The following is a 19872-nucleotide window of genomic DNA, read 5'->3' on the forward strand; positions in this document are numbered from 1 at the left end:
ATCGTGCCCTGCATGCGTAACGAGCGCAGGAAGTCGAGCCCCGTCTCGGCGGTACCCAGCACATAGTCCACGACCAGCACGTCGGGCCACCGCTCCTGGCCCGGCCGTCCAGCCACGCGCGCGCGGCCTGCGTGCCCGTCAACGTCACCACATCAAATCCGGCGCGGGCAAGCGCGCCGGCGAGCCAGGCTGAGCAGACCCTCGTCGTCATCGATAATCAGTGCACAGGCAGCCGGCGGGCCATCCGCGCCCAATGCTCCGGGTGACGAATCGATTCGATGAGAAGCAGGCGTCATACAGAGAACGTCGAGTGAGTAGGCGACGGACGATCCTGAACTGAAGTGCCGGCGCCGGGCTCCAGCCCGCTGCCTGGGCGCTGACGGCCGGGCCGTGCAGCCCTGGGCCCCGCGTTGACGCGGGCTAGCGCGCTCAGTGTTGCCGCACGCAACGCTTCGTGGGCACTCCTGGATTCGGGCAACGACAAGTAGAACGTCGAGCCGATGCCTTCACTGGACTCGGCCCATACGTTGCCACCGTGTCGCTCAACAACGCGACGCACGAGCGCCAGTCCAATACCCTCGCCCTTGACTGCGCCACCGTGCAGGCGCTGGAACGCGGTAAACAATTTGGGCAGTGCCGACGCGGGAATGCCATATCCGTTGTCGCGCACGTAGTAAATGCGTAACGAGTGCACGCCGACTGGGTTCGGACGCGTACCGATCTCGATCTCGCCAGGACGGCGCGGATCAAGATAATTGACCGCATTGGAAACCAAGTTCGCGAAGACTTGCTCGACTGCGGTCGGATCGCCCCATGCCGACGGCAACGAATGCGTCTTCACGGTCACGCCCCGGCTCTTGATCGAGTCGCGCATGGCATCCACCACGCGGGACACCACCGCCTGCACATCAACTTGTTGCGGTCGGTATTCAACCCGCCCCGCGCGCGAGAGCCGCAGCAACGCGTCAATGATACTGGCCGAACGCATCACCGCTGTTTGCAGAAAGCGCAACGCCTCGGCAATATCGTCGTCGACGATCCGCGACAGCCGGCGACGTTGTGTGTCGGTCAGCGTGCTGCGCGCCAGTATCTCGCGCACCGAATCGCACGCCAAGCTCAGTTCCTGAGAAAATCCCTGCAGGTTGACCAGCGGCGCGCGCAAGTCATGCGACACGCTGTAGATGAACATTTCGTTTTCTTGCGTACGCTCGCGCAAATGCTCGTTCATCGTGCCAAGTTCCTCGGCCTGATGCGCGAGGTCGGACCGATAGCGCGACTCGATGCGATCCGCTTCAAGCAGGCGTCGGCTCGTTTGGTGCAGCGCGAGGTCCAACTCGGCGATTTCATCGTCGCCCTCGAGCATCGGTGCAAGCGGCGCATTGTTTGCAAGTTGCTTGGTGTTGTCCGCAAGCCTGCGCAGCCGCCGTCGCACGCTCGACGTGAACACATAGACCGCGATGGCGCCGGTGATGATCGACGCGATCACGGCCGACACGAGCAGCACCTGCTGCATGCGGCGCGCCTCGGCGATACGTTCGGTGCGGACGCTGTCTAGCCGCATCTCTTCTTGTTGCAACGCGGCGACCTGCGCACGGAAGTAATCGACGATATCGTGGCCATTGAACTCGCGAAAACGGGCCACGACCCCCGCTTGCTGACCGTGCCGCAGCAACTCCTGCGAACGCTCACTCCACTGCCGGTACGCCTGTGCGCTTTGCCGGATCTGCACTGCGCGCTCAACCTGCAATGGATTGTCGGCAACCAGCTCGATCAACCGGTTGATGCGACGGTCGATCTCACCCCATTGGCTAGGCGGCGTCCATACCTGTCCGTATCCGTCGATCACGGCGCCGCGCATGCGCACGGCATCGACTAGCACTGGGTCGAGCACGGCAGTGGCCTGACTCAGCACTTCCTTGCTCCGCACTGCCCATTGCTCCGCTTCCAGGGCCTCAGCCTGGGTACGCATCACGCCGACCAATAAACCAAGCTCGACGAGGCTCGGAATCGCAATTAGTAGCAGCCCTTTGGTGATCAATCTCATACAGCGTTCTGGCGTTGGCGAAACAATGCGCACAGCAATGCCCGATCCGACACACGTGCGAAACGCTGCATGACAGGCACGCGGCGGCGCGGCGTGTCGCCGGATCGGCCGCGGAGCCATTATCGCGTCGTTCAGCCTAAATGACAAAAGCCTATGCTATGGCAAATGACCTTCATCAATTCAGATATAAGGGACACATCGTTAAGCATGATTATTTCAATATTGTGCTCAACAATCAGATTTTCGACTCGAATATTTCTCCTCCAAGTGCATGCACGCCTTCACGTAGCACCCCATACGCGGCAGCGACTGCCTCCGGGTCGCCCTTAATGCCCAAATCGATATGCCGCCGCGCATAGATCCCGCCACGCTCAGCATCGCCAACGCTGGGCAAGCTGAAGACACGTACGCCGGCAAAATCGCGTTCGATACGCTCCATCAGCGGCGTCAGTGCCGACTCAGGCAACTCGAACACCAGCAATGAGCGCTCGTCATGCGGCGTGCCGTGATGCAAATGGGCATAATGGGTGTCGAGTACCCATTCCATCATGGGCCATGCCATGACAGGAAACCCTGGCATGAAATAATGATGGCGCACCGAAAAGCCGGGAATCTTGTTATAGCTGTTCGGAATAATGCTGGCACCCTGCGGGAACACGCCCATATTGAAGCGATGCACGTTATCCGGCGCATCCAGGTCCGCCTGGCCGGTCGGCGCGGTTTCGCTGATCCGCTCGGCGATCAGCTGCCGGGCCTGTGGGTGCAGCTCCAGCGGCACGCCGAGCGCGGCCGCCGCACACTGCCGTGTATGATCGTCCGGCGTCGCGCCAATGCCGCCGGTCACAAAGACGATGTCATCTGAGGCAAAGGTGCGCTTAAGGGTAGCAGTGATTCGTCTGCGCTCGTCGCCGACGTACTCGGCCCACGCGAGCGCCAGCCCCCGTGTGCGAAGCAACTCGATGGTCTTCGGCAGATGCTTGTCAGCACGCCGTCCGGACAGGATTTCGTCGCCAATGATGATGATGCCGAACCCCATGGGATCCCCTTGATCGTTTCAGACGGCAGGCAGCTTACGCCGATCCCGGCGGGCGCGCTTGCGTTGCTTGCCGGTCGGCCCCATGGGGGTGTCGCGCGCGTAATTGCCGCAGCGCGCGCAGGCAATAATGGGCGAACCATAGCGCGGAGAACACGAAGATGCACACGTACAGCCAGATCGATACGATCGCGACGAATGGGAACAACACGATCATTAATACGGAGGATGCCCACAGCAGCGTCGGGACCGCGCCGAGCATCCCGCACATCACGCCGATCGCGAGCAGCGGCATGCGGTGCAGGCGAAAGATCATGCGCCGCTCATCCAAGCTCGCATGCCATGCCAGCGCATCGTAGGTCATGACGCGATAGGTGAGCCAGCCCCACAGCAGTGGCGGGATCACGGCGAACAGCGGTGGCACGAGCCACAACGGGACGGTGACGATGAGCAGCACCACGCAGATGCACGTAGCCACGATCGAGTGGAGCAGGCTGCCAAGCAGTGTGCCGCCGTGCCGAGGCTCCAAATCAGTGAATTGGCGCGCACCGAGATGGCGGATCACCGCCGGCATCGATATCGCGGCAATCATCAGCAAAACGGTCAACACGATCAATGGCATAGCGATCGCGACAACGACGAGCGGCGCGAGCACCATTTGCACGTGGCCGAAGCCGATCCTCGCGAACAGTGAATTGAGCGACGCGGTCCAGCCCCAGTGTGACAGCCAACCGTGCGCCGCGCTGACCCATCCTTCCCAACCGAACCACAGCACCACCCCCCAGCCCAGCGCGGCCAGCAGAAACGGCACCGCGGTCAACCACAGCATCCGCGGATGAAGCATGCCCAGCAGCGCGCGACCAAACGAACCGAACAACGCGTTCATGGGCGATGACGGGGCGCCGGCCACGGCGGCGCGATGCGCGCGGTATGCGGCGTCGGGCTCATGAGGCGGGATCCAGCGCCTCGGAGGACTCGGCGCGGCGCGCCACACACGAGCGCGGCGGCAAGCGAGCCGGCCACGCGGCGGGCTCGCACAGAACGGCGGGCTTGCGCAAAACGATTGGAATCGGGCATGGGCAACCAGACGGGAAAACTGCGTCTATTGTACGGTCTTTGCCGAGGGCTCGGAACGAATCACGCAGGGGGGCCAACGCGCCGGCATGTCGCACGTCATCGCTGCATCGATTCCCATACCTTGTGCAGTCGCTTGGCAGACACCGGCATCGGCGTACGCAATTCCTGCGCAAACAGTGAGATGCGCAACTCCTCGAGGAGCCAGCGGAACTCCACGAGCCGTGCATCGGCTGCGCCGCCACGCTGCGACAGTGCGCGCTGGTATGACTGCATGAGCGGCGCGAACTCGGCCGCAAGCCGCTGGTCGCGCGCCGGGTCCACCTTGAGCTTATCGATGCGCAACGACATGCCCTTCAAGTAACGCGGGAAATGCGCAAGCTGGGCGTAAGGCGTATCCATTACGAAGCGGCGGGTTATCAGCGCGGCCAACTGCTGCTGCATATCCGCGTGGGCCGCGCCAAAGCCTTTGGCCTGCGCTAGCTTCTTCACGAGCGCCGCGTACTCAGCGAGGATCTGACCGGTCAGCCGGGCGAGTTCCTGGGCGAGCAGCGAGAGCCTCGCCCGGCCTTCGTCGCGCCGGGCGGCGAAGCTGGCATCGTCGTGCGGCAACGGCGACTGCAGGCAGGCACGATCCAGCGCGGCCTCGATCAATTGGTCGCGCAGTTCCTCCTGCGTGCCGAGCGCCATGTACTGCATTGACATTTCGCGCAGTCCTGGCAGGTTTTTCGCCAGATAGCGGATCGGCTCGCGCAACTGCAGTGCGAACAGACGGCGCAGACCGGCGCGATGGAGGTGCTCGGCCTGCACGGGCGAATCGAAAACTTCGACGTCGCAGTGCCCACCGCGATCGACCAGGGCCGGATAGCCGAACAGCGTCTGGCCGCCACGCTGGATCTCAAGCAACTCGGGCAGCGAGCCAAAATTCCACGTCGTCAGACTCTCATACAGCGCGGTACCGGCCAGCCGCGCCGTATCCGGTGCTTCGGCGCGCGCCGGCCCACCGGCATTCGCGAGCCCGTTTCGCGCCGGGCCGGCCGACAGCTGATTGGCCACGCGCGGCGCACCCGATGCCGGCCCCTTGCCCGCCGTGTTGCCCGCCGTCCGGCTCGGCGAACCGGCGCTTGCCGCAACCGCCCGCGCATGCCCAGACGGTTGCCGCCCATCGGCCCCTACCGCGCCGGCCGCGACCGAGACGATGCGCTGGAACTGTTGCTGCGCCTGTGCACCGAACTCGCCGCGCAACTGCGCGAGATTGCGCGCCATCGCGAGTTGCCGCCCGTGCTCATCGACCACCTTGAAGTTCATAAATAGGTGGGCCGGCAGCGTCTCGAGCTTGAAGTCAGTCGACTTAACCATCACTTGCTTGTGCTCGCGCAGGTCGGCGATCAGCGCATCAATCAACGATTGCCCGGCGAAATGCACGCGCTCGACAAAACCGGCCGCATACTCGGGCAGCGGCACGCAATGTCGGCGCAGCTTTTGCGGTAGTGATTTGAGCAGCGATTGCACCTTGTCCTTCAACATGCCAAGCACCAGCCATTCGGTGCGACGCGCATCGACTTGGTTCAGCGCGTACAGCGGCACGGTCAGCGTGACGCCATCACGCGCCGCACCCGGCTCGAAATGGTAGCTCAGCGCCATGTCGATGCCGGCCATCGCCAGCCGCTTTGGAAACAGATCCGTCGTCACGCCGGCCGCTTCGTGCCGCATCAAGTCTTCGCGCGACAGAAATAGCAGCTTGTCGCCGTCGCTACCCCGCCGCCGCGCCTCGTCGCGATACCAGCGCTCGAGAGCCGCGCCGGTATGGATCTGTGCGGGCACCGCCGCATCGTAGTACGCGTAGATCAACTCATCATCGACCAGCACGTCCTGGCGCCGCGACTTGTGCTCGAGCTGCTCAATTTGCGCGACCAGCCGCCGATTGTGCGCAAAGAACGGCAGACGGGTGTCGAATTCGCCCTCGACCAGCGCGCTACGAATGAACAATTCCCGCGCACGCGCTGGATCCTGCGCGCCAAACGCGATGCGCCGGCGCTGATAGATGGGCAACCCATACAACGTGCCGCGCTCGAACGCCACCACCTGCGCGGCCTTCTTCTCCCAATGCGGCTCAGCAACCGAGCGCTTGATCAGATGGCCGCCGACACGCTCGATCCATTCCGGCTCGATGCGGGCGACGGTGCGCGCGTAAAGCCGGGTGGTCTCGATCAACTCCGCAGCCATCACCCAGCGGCCGGCCTTTTTCGCGAGCGTCGATCCCGGCCATACGAAGAAACGAATGCCCCGTGCGCCCAAGTAATGCGGATCGTCGTCGGCCTTCAGACCGATGTTTCCGAGCAACCCCGCCAACAGCGCCTGATGGATCTGCTCGAACGTCGCCTCGGACTCGTTCAGCCGCCAGCCGTGCTCGCGCACCACGGTCAACAACTGCGAATGCACGTCACGCCACTCGCGCAGCCGCAGAGGCGAGAGGAACTGCGCGCGGCACGCTTCGGCCAGTTGCCGGTTCGATTTCTTGTGCGCAACGGCTTCGTCGAACCACGCCCAAATCTTCAGCCACGTGATGAACTCCGAGCGCTCGTCGGCAAAGCGGCGATGCGCCTGGTCGGCCTGCTCCTGCGCGTCCAGCGGACGCTCGCGCGGATCCTGCACGGACAGCGCGCTGGCAATGATCAGCATTTCGCGCAACGCGTGCTGCTCGCGCGCCGCGACAATCATCCGGGCCACGCGCGGATCCAGCGGTAGGCGCGCCAGCTCGCGACCGATCGGCGTCAACGCATTGTCGTCGTCAACCGCGCCAAGCTCGGCGAGCAATTGATAGCCATCGGCAATGGCCCGGCCCGGCGGTGGCTCGACGAACGGAAACGCGTCGATTTCGGCCAAGTGCAACGACTTCATCCGCAGGATCACCGACGCCAGCGACGCGCGTAGGATCTCCGGATCAGTAAAGCGCGGGCGAGCCTGGAAGTCACACTCGTCATAGAGCCGAATGCAGACGCCGTCGGCCACCCGGCCACACCGGCCAGCCCGTTGATTGGCGGCGGCTTGCGACACCGGCTCAATCTGCAATTGTTCGACCTTGTTCCGGTAGGAATAGCGCTTGACCCGCGCCAAGCCGGTGTCGACGACATAGCGGATGCCGGGCACCGTCAGCGATGTCTCCGCGACGTTGGTGGCGAGCACGATGCGGCGCGCATTGCCGGGCCGGAACACCCGCTCCTGCTCGGCGGCTGACAGCCGGGCAAACAGCGGCAGGATTTCAGTATGAGGCGGATGGTGCTTGCGCAGCGCCTCGGCGGCGTCGCGGATCTCCCGCTCGCCCGGCAGGAAAACCAGGACGTCGCCCGGGCCTTCGCGACACAGTTCGTCCACCGCGTCGACAATCGCGTCATGCAAGTCGCGCTCTGCCTGACGCGCGGCGGTAACACTACCCACGGCACCTGGTGGAGAACCCGACGAGCTAATCGAACCGGCCCCGGGCGCCGCGCCGCGCCGTGCGAGCGTAGCGCGGCCGTCGTCGCCAACGACCGGCCGATAGCGGATCTCGACCGGATACAACCGTCCGCTGACTTCGATGACGGGCGCGGGCTGTTCGTCGCTGCCGAAGTGGCGCGCAAAGCGCTGCGCATCGATCGTGGCCGACGTGACGATCAGCCTCAGGTCAGCACGCCGCGGCAGGATCTGCTTCAAATAGCCGAGCAAAAAATCGATGTTCAGGCTGCGCTCGTGCGCCTCGTCGATGATGATCGTATCGTAGGCGCGCAGCAGCGGATCGGTCTGCGTCTCCGCGAGCAGGATGCCGTCGGTCATCAACTTGACCGAGGCACCCGGCGACAGGTTGTCGGTGAAACGAACCTTGTAGCCCACCACGTCGCCGAACGGCGTACCCAGTTCCTCGGCAATGCGTCGCGCTGTCGCCGATGCCGCAATACGGCGCGGTTGCGTATGGCCGATCAGGCCGGTGCCGCCCGCGCCCAGCCCACGTCCAAGCGCCAGGCAGATCTTGGGCAGCTGCGTGGTCTTGCCTGATCCGGTTTCGCCGCTGACGATCACCACTTGATGGTGTGCAATCGCAGCAGCGATCTCGTCGCGCCGGCCGCTGACGGGCAGCGCCGGCGGGAACGTGACAGGGGGCACCGGGTTGGGCGTCGGGGGCGCACGCCGCGCCTCGGCGCGACGCGCAGCAAGCGGCGTGCGGTGGTGCGCGGGGTCGGCGCGATCGGCCGGCGAAGCATCAGCCGCGCGGTTTTTGGCTACATTGGACATGGGGGCGCATTATAATCCGGCCATGACTGCACAAAACGATCTTGCCCGCCGCGACACGGGGGCCAGCGACCTCGCCGTGGCCGGCGGCCAGACGAGCGCCGCCATCGAATACACCACGAATCACGCTCAATTCGTCGAATGGCTGCGATCGGTCGCACCGTACATCCATGCGTTTCGCAACCGGATGTTCGTCGTCGCGTTCGGCGGCGAGTTGGTGCAGGCGGGCGCGCTCAATGCACTGGTGCAGGATGTCGCGTTGTTGCATGCGATGGGCATTCAGATCGTACTGGTGCACGGTTCCCGCCCACAGGTCGAAGAACAGTTGAACCTGCATCAGGTTGAGTCGTTGTTTGCGGGCGGCATGCGGATCACCGATGCGCGCGCGCTGGAGGCGGCCAAAGAAGCGTCCGGCGAAGTGCGGCTAGACATCGAGGCAGCGATCAGCCAGGGTTTGCCGAATACGCCGATGGCGCACGCGCATATCAGCGTCGTGTCCGGCAATTTTGTCACCGCGAGGCCGGTCGGGATACTCGAAGGCGTCGATTTCCAACATACTGGCGTGGTGCGCAAGATCGATGCCGAATCGATTCGACATTCGCTGGAAAGCAACAAGATCGTGCTGCTGTCGCCGCTCGGATTTTCGCCGACCGGCGAGGCGTTCAATCTGTCGATGGAGGATGTCGCGTCGTCCGCGGCCATCGCGCTACGGGCCGATAAGCTGATCTTCATCACCGAGACACCCGGCGTGATCGACGGCGACGGCGAGCTGACCCGTGAGCTGTCGCTGGACGACGCACAAAGAATCTACGAGGCCCATACGGGTGAGTTGGACCGCGCGGATGCGGACTTCTACCTGAAGCATGCGATCCGCGCGTGCCGCGGCGGCGTGCCGCGCTCGCACATCATCCCGTACGCGCTGGACGGCAGTATCCTGCTGGAGCTGTTCCTGCACGATGGGGTCGGCACCATGATCTCGTACGAGAATCTGGAAAGCCTGCGCGAGGCCGTGCCGGACGATGTCGGCAGCATTCTGCAACTCATCGAGCCGCTCGAGACGGACGGCACGCTGGTGCGGCGCGGCCGCCACCAGATCGAGCGCGACATCGACCACTTTTCAGTGATCGAACACGATGGCGTGTTATTCGGTTGCGCGGCGCTGTACCCGTACCCGCAAGAGCGGATCGGCGAGATGGCGTGCCTGACCGTGGCACCGGAGGCGCAAGGCACCGGCGACGGCGAGCGCCTGCTCAAGCGCGTTGAGCAACGCGCCCGGGCCCGCGGCCTGACGCGGATTTTCGTGCTGACAACCCGTACCGAACATTGGTTCCTAAAACGCGGCTTCGTGAAGGCATCGGTCAACGACCTGCCCGAGGACCGACGCCGCCTGTATAACTGGCAGCGCAAGTCGCTGGTACTGATCAAGCAGCTCTAAGCACGCGCGGGGACTCCGCACGTCGGCGCCCCGCCCCACCCCGATATTAAAGGAGAAGTCTGATGGCTCGAATGGTTCACTGCGCAAAACTCGGCAAGGAGGCGGAAGGATTGGATTTTCCGCCGTTGCCGGGCGAGCTTGGCAAGCGCATCTTCGAAAGCATCTCGAAGGAAGCATGGCAGGCATGGCTCAAGCAGCAGACGATGCTGATCAACGAAAACCGCCTGAACATGGCGGATCCGCGCGCGCGTCAGTACCTATTAAAGCAGACGGAAAAATTCTTTTTCGGCGAAGGGGCCGACGTCGCCTCCGGTTACGTGCCGCCGATGAACAACTAAGTGGCGTGGGAATGAGTCGCTTCGAGGGGTTCCTGCTGCTGGCGGCATGACCTCACCGTTCACTTCACAGGCGCAACGGGCGTGTCCCACCCTGAGTAGGTTGATCGCGCCGACTAGATCGGCGTTTTCCTCGAAACCGCACGCCACGCACCGAAACTGAGCTTGCCTCTGGCGGTTGTCCGCCGACACATGCCTGCAGGCCGGGCACGTGCGGCTCGTGTTCTGGGCGGCACGGCGATCAGATAGCCGCCGGCCCACGCCAGCTTGTTGGCCAGCTGGCAACGAAACTCGAATCAACCTTGGTCGAAGATGAACTTGTTCAGTCCGGCATACTGCGCTGGATTGCTCAACGCGCCCCCCCCCCCCCCATTTCATCTAGCAGCTGGTTGACTGACGCCAAGCTGACGGCCTGGTTTGCCCGCTGCCAATAGCGGTGAACCACACGCCTAGTTTGCATCACATGATACGTGCGGCGATCGACCGTGGCGAACGGCGTCACGTCTTGAATGGGTACATAGTCACCGATCCGGGCAATCAGTTCGGACGGCAGGTCGTCATACGTGGTCGGTCGGGTGGACGAAGAGTGAGTCAACGCGCACGCACTTAAACGCAGACCCCAGATGCAAATTTATTGCCGCACCCATCGCGCATTCGATGAGCGCCTTGTTGAACGCCCGCATCAGTTCTCGCATTTGGCGCGCGGATAGGCGGTGCGCTCGAGGAAAGCTATTGCGCCCGCCTACTGCTGCAGCGTCCGGACACGGTCAATCGCCTGTTCGATGCGCTCGACGGCGATCACCTGCAATCCGTCGATTGGCTGCTTCGGCGCATTGGCCTTCGGAATCAATGCAATCGAAAAGCCAAGCTTGGCGGCCTCCTTCAAGCGCTCCTGGCCACGCGGGCATGGCCGGATTTCACCGGCCAACCCGACTTCGCCGAACACGATCAGTCCCTTAGGCAACGGCTTATTGCGCATCGATGAATGAATTGCGAGCAGCACGGCCAGATCCGCGGCCGGCTCGGCGATCTTCACACCGCCCACCGCGTTCAGGAAGACGTCCTGATCGAAGCACGCGATGCCGGCGTGCCGGTGCAGCACCGCGAGCAACATTGCTAAGCGGTTTTGCTCGAGGCCGACCGCGAGTCGGCGCGGGTTCGGCACCTGCGCCGTATCGACCAGCGCTTGCACCTCCACCAGCAACGGCCGCGACCCTTCTTGCGTCACCAGCACGCACGAGCCAGCAACCGTATGCTCGTGCTGCGACAAGAACAACGCCGACGGATTGGCCACGCCGCGCAGCCCACGCTCGGTCATCGCGAACACGCCGAGTTCGTTGACTGCGCCGAAGCGGTTCTTGAACGCCCGCACTAGCCGGAACGATGAATGAGTATCGCCTTCGAAATACAGCACCGTATCGACGATGTGCTCGAGCACCCGGGGCCCGGCAAGCGCGCCCTCCTTCGTCACGTGGCCGACCATGATGATCGTCACGCCGGATTGCTTGGCAATCCGCGTCAGTTGCGCCGCGCACTCACGCACTTGCGCGACGGAGCCAGGCGCTGAACTCAGCGCATCCGAGTAGATGGTCTGAATCGAATCGATGACGGCAATGCTCGGCTTGACGGCGTCAATCGTGGCTTGCAGCTTCTCGAGTTGGATCTCTGCCAACAGCTGCAACTCGCCGGCCCGGCTGGCGTGCGCGTCGAGCAAGCCGAGCCGCTGTGCGCGCAACGCGATCTGCGCGCCGGACTCCTCGCCGCTGATATACAGCGCACGCCGCTCGCGCGTGATCTCGGCGAGCGCTTGCAGCAGCAACGTCGATTTGCCGATGCCAGGGTCACCGCCGATCAGCACGACGCCACCGGCGACCAGGCCGCCGCCGAGCACACGATCGAACTCACCGATGCCCGTCGAGTAGCGCGGCACGTCCGACGCCTCGATCTCGGCGAGCTTGCGCACTGGCTGGCTCTTGGCAAGTGCCTGGTAGCGACGGTTCGGCGCAGCGGTTGACTCGACCGACTCGACCAGGGTGTTCCAGTTATGGCACGATGGACACTGGCCCTGCCACTTTGGCGACTGCGCGCCGCAGTCATTGCAGACGTAAACGGTCTTTGTTTTTGTCACGCAACCTGCTCCCCGTTATTCTGCGCGCACCGACACGCGCTGCGCGACTGCGCACATCAATTCGTAGCCAACCGTGCCGCACGCTGCCGCGACATCGTCAATCAGCACGTCGGCCCCCCACAGTTGCACCGGGCTGCCGATAGCCGCGCTCGGGCACGAGGATAGATCCACGGTCAACATATCCATTGACACTCGACCGATAACCCGCGTGCGAACACCCTCTACCTGGATCGGCGTGCCCTCAGGCGCGCAACGAGGATAGCCGTCCGCGTAGCCGCACGCCACAACGCCGATACGCATGCGCTCGCGCGCCTTGAAAGTGAAGCCGTAGCCGACGCTGTCCCCTGGCTCGACCGTCTGCACCGCGATCAACTCCGAGCTTAGCGTCATCGCCGGCTGCAGGCCGAGGCCCGCAATCGCGGCCGAGACACCAGAAGGCGACGCGCCATACAGTATGATGCCGGGACGCACCCAGTCGAAATGTGCACGCGGATGCCATAGCGTCGCCGCCGAGTTCGACAGGCTGCGCGAGCCAGCAATGCCCTCGGCGCCATGCTCAAACATTTCTAATTGGTGTCGGACACCTGTTTCGCCATCCGCATCTGAAAAATGGGTCATCAGCGTAATCTGGCCGACGCTGGGGCACGCACGCGCGCGCTCCCAGGCGGCGCGATATTTGCTAGCCACATAGCCAAGCCGGTTCATGCCGCTGTTCATCTTCAACTGGATATTGACCGGCTTGGACAGACGCGCCATTTCCAGCATCCGCAACTGTTCGTCGCAATGCACGGTGGTCGTCAGGCTGTAGCGGTCGATCACATCGATGTCGGTCGGACGAAAAAAACCCTCCAACAGCAAAATGGGCCCCGCCCAGCCCAATTCACGCAACTTGACTGCTTCTTCGAGGTCAAGCAACCCGAAGCCGTCGGTCGAACGCAGACCGGGGAATACGCGCGCCAAGCCATGCCCGTAGGCATTGGCCTTGACAACGGCCCAAAGCTTGGACTTCGGGGCATGGCGGCGGGCAACGGCAAGATTGTTGGCAAGTGCTGCGGTATGAATCGTGGCAAGGAGCGGGCGAGGCATAGATTGAGTGATTTAATAATCGCGGCGAATCAACGATTTAAGTGCACGATCGCCGACGCGATCCGCATCGTTGAGGCGAGCGCTAGTCTGAACCTGCGTATTTTCGTGTTATAAAGCCGTGCACACAACCCATTTCGAGCGGCTCATGCTACGGGTTAGCCCGACAGCGGCTGCCGACAGAGGAATCAAGCTCAGCATCAGATGAAGAAAGGTTTTTACACCATCATGGCGGCGCAGTTTTTTTCTTCGCTCGCCGACAGTGCGCTTCTGATCGCTGCGATAGCCCTCCTAAAAGACCTTCACGCGCCGAATTGGATGACGCCGCTGCTGAAGCTGTTTTTCGTGCTGTCTTACGTTGTACTTGCCGCCTTTGTTGGCGCATTTGCAGACTCGCAGCCGAAAGGCCGCGTCATGTTCATCACCAATACCATCAAGATGGTAGGCTGCGTGACAATGTTGACCGACGCGCATCCGCTGCTAGCCTACGGCATCGTCGGATTCGGCGCGGCCGCGTACTCGCCAGCTAAGTACGGTATCTTGACCGAGCTACTGCCGCCAGAGCGCCTGGTAGTCGCCAACGGCTGGATCGAGGGGACGACCGTCGCATCGATCATCCTGGGCACCGTGATGGGGGGCGCGCTGATCAGTCCGCACATCGCGCAACCGTTGCTGCGGCACTTGTCGTTCGCCCACACCGCGGCAGAATCGGCGATTGTGGTGATCATGTCCGTGTACGCACTGGCTGCGGTGTTCAATCTGTGGATACCGGACACCGGCGCACGCTATCCCAAACAGCAGCACCGGCCAATCCGGCTAATCCGTGACTTTGCCGAGTGCTTCGGCGCGCTGTGGCACGACAAGCTCGGCCAGATCTCGCTGGCGGTCACCACATTGTTCTGGGGCGCCGGCGCTACGTTGCAGTTCATCGTGCTCAAATGGGCCGAGGTATCGCTCGGCATGACGCTATCCGAAAGTGCCGTGCTGCAGGCTGTGGTCGCGGTCGGCGTGGCCGGCGGCGCGATGCTCGCGGCCACGCGCGTGCCGCTCAAGCGCTCGCTGACGGTGCTGCCCGTCGGTATCGTGATGGGCCTGTTGGTCATGACGATGTCACTCTATACTCGGGAGCTGTTTCCATCCGACTGGGCATGGCACATTGGCCCCATCCGGGTGCCCGCCTACCTAATATGCGCGTATGCTTTCCTCATAGTGGTCGGCGGCTTGTCGGGCTTTTTCGTCGTTCCGATGAATGCGCTGCTGCAGCACCGCGGGCATGTGCTCCTGTCCGCCGGCCATTCAATCGCGGTACAGAACTTCAACGAGAATCTGTCGGTGCTTGTGATGTTGTGCCTATACGCTGTGCTTATCTGGTTCAACGTGCCGATCCAGTTGGTGATCGTGCTGTTCGGCACCTTTGTGTGCCTAACGATGTGGTGCGTGATGCGCCGGCACGCGGCGAATCAGCGCGCGTTCGATTCAATCGCGTTGATTGGCGAGCAACGGCATTGACGCGTGCGGCGATGGCCGCGGCGCGACATGGATGACTGTTTGAGTGGTTTTTCGTGCGCTTTTTGCCATGGAGCATATGATTCCGAACGTGCTGACGATTGCCGGGTCCGATCCAAGCGGCGGCGCCGGCATCCAGGCTGACCTCAAGACCTTTTCGGCGCTAGGCGCATACGGCGCCACGGCGATTACTGCGTTGACCGTGCAAAACACGCGGGGCGTCACCGCGGTTCATCCAGTGTCGGCCGACGTCGTCGCTGCGCAACTGGACGCGGTATTCAACGATTTGCGCATCGACGCGGTCAAGATCGGCATGCTGGCGAACGCGGCGATCGTTCACACGGTGGCCGCCGCACTAGAGCGGTACCGGCCCGCGCACGTGGTGCTCGATACCGTGATCCTGTCGTCCAGCGGCTGCCCGTTGCTCGAGCCCGATGCACTTGGCGCGCTGCGCGAGCGATTGCTGCCATTGGCCAGCATCATCACGCCGAATCTGCATGAAGCGGCGGCGCTGCTCGACCAACCCGTCGCCGCCGACGAAGCGCAAATGGCACGTCAAGGCGATGCACTACACGCACTGGGTGCCCGCGCGGTGCTGATCAAGGGCGGTCACTTGCCAGGCGAATTCAGTCCAGACTGGCTGATCGAGGCAAGCCGCCATACCCGCCTGGCTGGCGCTCGCGTAAACGTGACCAGCACGCACGGCACCGGCTGCACCTTGTCCGCCGCGATTGCCGCGCTGCGCCCGCAGCGACTGGACTTGGCCAACGCCGTCAGCGATGCAAAGACCTATCTGACCCAGGCATTGATCCAAAGTACACGGCTTTCGGTCGGGCAAGGCACCGGACCACTGCATCACTGTCATGCATGGTGGTAGCCGTTCTCACAGGTGACAGCGGGCGTGGCGGCATCGCTCGCGGCATCCCTTGTGCCGCGAGCGATGCCGCCACGCCCGGGATGCCATATCGGGATGCCATATCGGGATGCCATACTGGGACGCCATACAAAGACGTCATAGAAGGACATGTACAGGGACGTCGCGCAGGACTGCCACGCCGAGGCAATCGCGAGGTCACGGAATCGTCGCGTACGCAGCCGCGCGTTTGGGCCAGTCATCGGGCACGATGAATCCACGCGTCAACTCACACAATGCGTCAGCCGGGTTGCCGACGCCCTGGCTGACGCGCACGTCGTCCAGCGCTGCCACCATTAATGGCTGATCCGGCCGATCGCGCCAATAGTCAATGCAGCGCACCAGCACAGCGGTCGAGTCACGATACACACGCGGGTCGTCGGCGGACAGCCGCAGCGGCGCCATCCAGCTCAAGCGTGGCACGATCGTCCAGGCAGGCGCATCGAATACGGGCCATTGCGCGGCGCATGTCCACCAGCCCCGTAAGTGATCCAGCGCGATGGGTCCCGGCGCGACATCGCCGCGCGGCGTGTAATTCACGCTGACATGGTTCGAATCGCCGACGTCGCTCGGATCCCAGCGACGGAACAGCCAGCCGCGCACGATCATGGCCGCCTGCCAATGGCCATCGGTGGCCAACGCCGCGATTTGTGGATGCTGGCTCAGCGTCAACTGGTGGGTCAGCAACCGGGTCAGCTTACGATCGAAGCGATCGGCCAAATTTGGCCCCACATAGCGTGCCAGCGAACCGGGCGGCCCCCCCACGTCGAGATAGCACTTGACCGTCAGCTCCCAATGCCATGCCCTTGCGCCGTCATCCTCGAACAGAAAGTCGCACTCCCCCAGTGTGTGGCCATCGGCCCGCACGGGCCGGTTCGCGGCGATCAACCGCGTGGCAGGGCCGTGTTGCAGGAAGAAGCTGAGCAACTGCTCCGCATATAAGCCAAGACGCGACTGCGGCCGGGCCTCCAGAGCCACATGCAACGCACGCGGATCGGCGTCGAGCCGCGCCAACCATGCGAGCGCTTGCTGGCGCTGCCGCGGCTGCGCCAGCACGTGTGCCAACCGCGGGCCGAAATATCGCGCGTCAAGCAACGAGGGCGACAACAGCAGCCACGCCAGATCACGCACTGCAACGTCACGATACGCATCTAGCAGATCAGCGCAGGACCGGCTGGCATGGGCAGGCATCCGGTGATCCGCGCCTGCTCGCGCGGCAGCCGCGCATGCAGCTGGGCCATCCGACTGCCGCGTGCCGCCACCTTCGTTGGCAACCGCACCGGCGTCGCGATCATGATGGCTCAATGTGCCACGGTGCGCTTGCGATGAATCGCGCGAGCCAGGCATAGGTCGCTCCAGGCCTTGTGCTTGTCGTGCAGGCTGCGCAACAGATACGCCGGGTGATACGTGACGATTACTGGTACGCCTTCATACTCGTGCACACGCCCCCGCAACGAAGCAATGCTCGCCTCGGTCTTCAGCAAGCTCTGCGCGGCGAACCGTCCGAGCGCGACGATCACGTTCGGCTTGACCAGCGCCACTTGCCGCTTCAGATAGGGCTCGCAGCGCATCACTTCGTCCGGCTGCGGATTGCGATTGCCTGGCGGCCGGCATTTCAGCACGTTCGCGATATAGACGTTATCGCCGCGACGCATCTGCAATGCACGCAACATGTTGTCCAATAGCTTGCCGGCCTGGCCGACGAATGGCTCGCCTTGCTTGTCCTCGTTCTCGCCTGGTGCTTCGCCGACCAGCATCCAGTCGGCCGTCTCGTCGCCGACGCCGAACACCGTATTCGTGCGTCGCTCGCACAGCCGGCACAGCGTACAGCCCGCGACGCGCGCCTTCAATGCTTCCCAGTCCAACATCGGCACCGGTTGCCCGTCTGCCGCGGCCTCGAGCGCCGATGCGGCAGCTTCACCCTGTCCACCCATTGGCTCGGCCTGCAATGGGCGAGCATCGCCCGGTCCAGTCGGTGCGGTCTCGGCCGGACTGACCGGCACGGCCGACGCCTGCCGCGCATTCGGCACTTCTACCGCCATCCCATTCCCCTTAGACGCATTGATTTCCTCAACCGCCTTAACTCCTTCCGTCGCCTTGGCTCCTTCGGGCACATCGACTCCTTCGGCCACCTTGGCTCCTCCGGACGCATCGACTCCTTCGGCCGCCTTGGCTTCTCCGGACGCATCGACTCCTTTGGCCGCCTTGGCTCCTCCGGACGCATCGACTCCCTCGGCCGCCTTGGCTTCTCCGGACGCATCGACTCCCTCAGCCGCCTTGGCTTCTTCGGGCGCATCGACTTCTTCGGTCGCCTTGACTCTCTCAGCCGCCTTGGCTCCTTCACCCGCTGCCCCGGTTGCACCGCCCTCCGCCCTGGTCGCGTCAACTCGTGACCGCGCGGCCTCAACCGGCGTGTGGCTTGCTTGAGCGGGTGCATGCGCTGCACTCTCTTGCGCGTCGCAAGCCTGCGCAGTCCCCCCCGTCGCTCGGAGCACCTGTGACGGCAGCACGATGCCAGCCTCGCGCATGACGTCCCGAGCCGGAGACAGCGCATCGCCCTCGGCGTCACCAGGACGATAAGCATGATCCGCGCCGAGGCGAACCCACAACGGCGCAATGCCGAGTTCTTCCAGAATCACGTCAAGCTGCGCCATCGGCCTGCTCCCATTCCGCTTCCAGCGGGGCGCCCGCGCGCCGCGCGCCAGGCATCGGCTGTTCGTGTGATGGCGCGACCGGCACCTCGGCGTGCAAGCCGTAACGCATCACGACTGCGTCCTCGCGCGTGCGGTGTCGCGCGGGATAGTAATGCTTGCGCCGGCCGATCACGATGAAGCCAAAGCGCTCGTACAGCCGCATGGCACGCTGATTGGACGGACGCACCTCGAGCAGCACGCTGCGAAGCTGGCGCGCACGCGTGATGCGCACCGCTTCGCGCAGCAACGTCAAGCCAGCGCCGTGGCCTTGCGCGGTAGGCGCCACGCACAGGTTCAATAAGTGCATCTCGTCCACGACTGGCATCAGCACGCAATAACCAACCAACACGCCGGTGACATGCCGCAGGCAGACGCCGAAGTAGCCATTGCGCAACGAGTCCTCGAAATTGCCTCGCGTCCAGGGAAACTCGTACGCGTCGCGCTCGACCGCCGCGACCTCGTCGAGATCGCTTTCGGTCATCGGCGTCAGATAGCGCTCAGTCATCAATACGCCGCTCATCGGGCCTCCTTCGCCGGATCTTTCAACGCACGGGCCGCCGCGCGCTCGTCGGTAGTCTGCGCGACCTTGTCACGCACGTACTCGGGCATGGCCAGGTGCGCAGGCAGCGAGCGGCCCGCCATGAACGCACGCCAGCCGACCAGCGCCAGCGCGTGGGCATGGGGCATCGCGCACGGGTCGAGCACGCGCGCCCTCGTCGCAACACACAGCGCGTCGCCGAACACAGCGGATGCATTGCCGGCTAACGTAAACGGCTCATCCGGCACCGACACGTGGGCGGGCGCGGCGAGCGCGGCGGGATGGCACACCCGCCAGTCGGCGAGCATGTCGTCCCACGCAAAGTCCGCCCAATAAACCTCGCCCATTCGGGCGTCGAGCGCCACGAGCACCCGTCGTGCATCCGGATCCGATGCGCGCGCGCGTTCCGCGCAGGCAAGCAACGTGCTGACCGGCACCACCGGCACCCCGAGCCCGAATGCCAGACCCTGCGCCACGCCAGCCGCCGTGCGCAAGCCGGTGAACGAGCCGGGTCCCGCGCCAAATGCCACCGCGGCGCAATCGGCCAGCGTGAGTGCCGCTTCCTCTAGCACTTCGCGTACCGCGGGCAGCACGCGTACGCTGGAAGCTGGGCCAGTGTGCTCATGGCGGCTAATCACGCGCGGCGAGCCGGCAGCATGCGGCAGGTGGAACACCGCGACCGAGCAAAATTCGGTCGACGTATCGAGGGCAAGCAAGGCATGGGGCGTCATAACCGCTATTGTAATGCCCGCCCGCCTCAACGCTGCTGTTTGGAGGACTTGCTCCAGCGCATGGCGGCACGTTCCGACTACACTCAGCAGTTT

General features: G+C 63.8%; 15 protein-coding genes and 1 pseudogene. 4 read left to right on the top strand and 12 right to left on the bottom strand.

The window, feature by feature from the left end:
* Positions 1-292 precede the first annotated feature (292 nt).
* The 4 genes from IHE30_RS12150 to hrpA all read right to left on the bottom strand — a co-directional run bounded on the left by IHE30_RS12150 (position 293) and on the right by hrpA (position 8420).
* On the bottom strand, positions 293-2044 hold the full coding sequence (locus IHE30_RS12150; protein WP_337690921.1) for a sensor histidine kinase: 1752 nt from the start codon (positions 2042-2044) through the stop codon (positions 293-295).
* 235 nt (positions 2045-2279) lie between these two features.
* A complete protein-coding gene (locus IHE30_RS12155) occupies positions 2280-3080 on the bottom strand; it encodes a competence/damage-inducible protein A (RefSeq protein WP_337690922.1) in 801 nt (266 codons plus the stop codon).
* A gap of 34 nt (positions 3081-3114) precedes the next feature.
* Positions 3115-3963: an EI24 domain-containing protein gene (locus tag IHE30_RS12160; protein ID WP_337690924.1), complete on the bottom strand. Its 849-nt coding sequence runs from the start codon at positions 3961-3963 to the stop codon at positions 3115-3117.
* Positions 3964-4250: 287 nt separating this feature from the next.
* On the bottom strand, positions 4251-8420 hold the full coding sequence (hrpA, locus tag IHE30_RS12165) for an ATP-dependent RNA helicase HrpA (protein ID WP_337690925.1): 4170 nt from the start codon (positions 8418-8420) through the stop codon (positions 4251-4253).
* Positions 8421-8496: 76 nt separating this feature from the next.
* Here hrpA and argA point away from each other — a divergent pair, with 76 nt between their 5' ends.
* Positions 8497-9852, top strand: a complete 1356-nt coding sequence (gene argA, locus IHE30_RS12170) for an amino-acid N-acetyltransferase (RefSeq protein WP_443193665.1) — start codon at positions 8497-8499, stop codon at positions 9850-9852.
* Between the two features lie 62 nt (positions 9853-9914).
* Entirely contained in the window at positions 9915-10190 is a 276-nt protein-coding gene (locus IHE30_RS12175) for an oxidative damage protection protein (RefSeq protein ID WP_237574730.1), read from the top strand.
* On the opposite strand, the gene IHE30_RS12180 is transcribed toward IHE30_RS12175, so the two are convergent.
* From IHE30_RS12180 to alr, 4 genes and pseudogenes are all read right to left on the bottom strand, one after another.
* Positions 10113-10565, bottom strand: a complete 453-nt coding sequence (locus IHE30_RS12180) for a zinc ribbon domain-containing protein (protein WP_443193661.1) — start codon at positions 10563-10565, stop codon at positions 10113-10115. The genes IHE30_RS12175 and IHE30_RS12180 overlap by 78 nt on opposite strands.
* A pseudogene (locus IHE30_RS12185) lies at positions 10552-10770 on the bottom strand (hypothetical protein); the annotation flags it as partial. The pseudogene IHE30_RS12185 and the gene IHE30_RS12180, both read right to left, overlap by 14 nt.
* A 159-nt stretch (positions 10771-10929) precedes the next feature.
* Positions 10930-12315 (bottom strand): DNA repair protein RadA, encoded by a 1386-nt coding sequence (gene radA / locus IHE30_RS12190; protein WP_337690932.1) that lies wholly within the window; start codon positions 12313-12315, stop codon positions 10930-10932.
* A 15-nt stretch (positions 12316-12330) separates the two neighbouring features.
* Positions 12331-13401 (bottom strand): alanine racemase, encoded by a 1071-nt coding sequence (alr, locus tag IHE30_RS12195; protein ID WP_337690934.1) that lies wholly within the window; start codon positions 13399-13401, stop codon positions 12331-12333.
* A gap of 201 nt (positions 13402-13602) precedes the next feature.
* Between alr and lplT the strand changes: the two genes are divergently transcribed.
* Positions 13603-14907 carry a lysophospholipid transporter LplT gene (lplT, locus tag IHE30_RS12200; protein ID WP_337690935.1) on the top strand — a complete coding sequence of 435 codons (1305 nt, stop codon included), beginning with the start codon at positions 13603-13605 and terminating at the stop codon, positions 14905-14907.
* A 67-nt stretch (positions 14908-14974) separates the two neighbouring features.
* Complete coding sequence (thiD, locus tag IHE30_RS12205) at positions 14975-15781, top strand: bifunctional hydroxymethylpyrimidine kinase/phosphomethylpyrimidine kinase (protein ID WP_337690937.1); 807 nt, start codon at positions 14975-14977, stop codon at positions 15779-15781.
* A 195-nt stretch (positions 15782-15976) separates the two neighbouring features.
* Here thiD and IHE30_RS12210 read toward each other — a convergent pair whose 3' ends face one another.
* From IHE30_RS12210 to tsaB, 4 genes are read right to left on the bottom strand one after another with little or no spacing between them, the layout of a single operon-like run.
* Complete coding sequence (locus tag IHE30_RS12210) at positions 15977-17164, bottom strand: DUF1853 family protein (RefSeq protein WP_337690938.1); 1188 nt, start codon at positions 17162-17164, stop codon at positions 15977-15979.
* On the bottom strand, positions 17119-18471 hold the full coding sequence (locus IHE30_RS12215; RefSeq protein WP_337690941.1) for a uracil-DNA glycosylase family protein: 1353 nt from the start codon (positions 18469-18471) through the stop codon (positions 17119-17121). The genes IHE30_RS12210 and IHE30_RS12215 overlap by 46 nt, the downstream gene beginning before the upstream one ends.
* Positions 18458-19030: a ribosomal protein S18-alanine N-acetyltransferase gene (rimI, locus tag IHE30_RS12220; RefSeq protein WP_337690943.1), complete on the bottom strand. Its 573-nt coding sequence runs from the start codon at positions 19028-19030 to the stop codon at positions 18458-18460. Before rimI ends, IHE30_RS12215 begins: the two co-directional genes overlap by 14 nt.
* Complete coding sequence (gene tsaB / locus IHE30_RS12225) at positions 19027-19779, bottom strand: tRNA (adenosine(37)-N6)-threonylcarbamoyltransferase complex dimerization subunit type 1 TsaB (protein ID WP_337690945.1); 753 nt, start codon at positions 19777-19779, stop codon at positions 19027-19029. The genes rimI and tsaB overlap by 4 nt, the downstream gene beginning before the upstream one ends.
* Positions 19780-19872: the final 93 nt, after the last annotated feature.

Source organism: Mycetohabitans sp. B46 (assembly GCF_037389205.1).
In the GTDB taxonomy this organism is placed as follows: domain Bacteria; phylum Pseudomonadota; class Gammaproteobacteria; order Burkholderiales; family Burkholderiaceae; genus Mycetohabitans.

Excerpts from the sequence above, each read along its gene's own strand:
- IHE30_RS12150 (WP_337690921.1), bottom strand. The coding sequence starts at position 2,044 with ATGAGATTGATCACCAAAGGGCTGCTACTAATTGCGATTCCGAGCCTC.
- IHE30_RS12155 (WP_337690922.1), bottom strand. The coding sequence starts at position 3,080 with ATGGGGTTCGGCATCATCATCATTGGCGACGAAATCCTGTCCGGACGG.
- IHE30_RS12160 (WP_337690924.1), bottom strand. The coding sequence starts at position 3,963 with ATGAACGCGTTGTTCGGTTCGTTTGGTCGCGCGCTGCTGGGCATGCTT.
- hrpA (WP_337690925.1), bottom strand. The coding sequence starts at position 8,420 with ATGTCCAATGTAGCCAAAAACCGCGCGGCTGATGCTTCGCCGGCCGAT.
- IHE30_RS12175 (WP_237574730.1), top strand. The coding sequence starts at position 9,915 with ATGGCTCGAATGGTTCACTGCGCAAAACTCGGCAAGGAGGCGGAAGGA.
- IHE30_RS12180 (WP_443193661.1), bottom strand. The coding sequence starts at position 10,565 with ATGAAATGGGGGGGGGGGGGGCGCGTTGAGCAATCCAGCGCAGTATGC.
- alr (WP_337690934.1), bottom strand. The coding sequence starts at position 13,401 with ATGCCTCGCCCGCTCCTTGCCACGATTCATACCGCAGCACTTGCCAAC.
- lplT (WP_337690935.1), top strand. The coding sequence starts at position 13,603 with ATGAAGAAAGGTTTTTACACCATCATGGCGGCGCAGTTTTTTTCTTCG.
- thiD (WP_337690937.1), top strand. The coding sequence starts at position 14,975 with ATGGAGCATATGATTCCGAACGTGCTGACGATTGCCGGGTCCGATCCA.
- IHE30_RS12210 (WP_337690938.1), bottom strand. The coding sequence starts at position 17,164 with ATGCCTGGCTCGCGCGATTCATCGCAAGCGCACCGTGGCACATTGAGC.
- IHE30_RS12215 (WP_337690941.1), bottom strand. The coding sequence starts at position 18,471 with ATGGCGCAGCTTGACGTGATTCTGGAAGAACTCGGCATTGCGCCGTTG.
- rimI (WP_337690943.1), bottom strand. The coding sequence starts at position 19,030 with ATGAGCGGCGTATTGATGACTGAGCGCTATCTGACGCCGATGACCGAA.
- tsaB (WP_337690945.1), bottom strand. The coding sequence starts at position 19,779 with ATGACGCCCCATGCCTTGCTTGCCCTCGATACGTCGACCGAATTTTGC.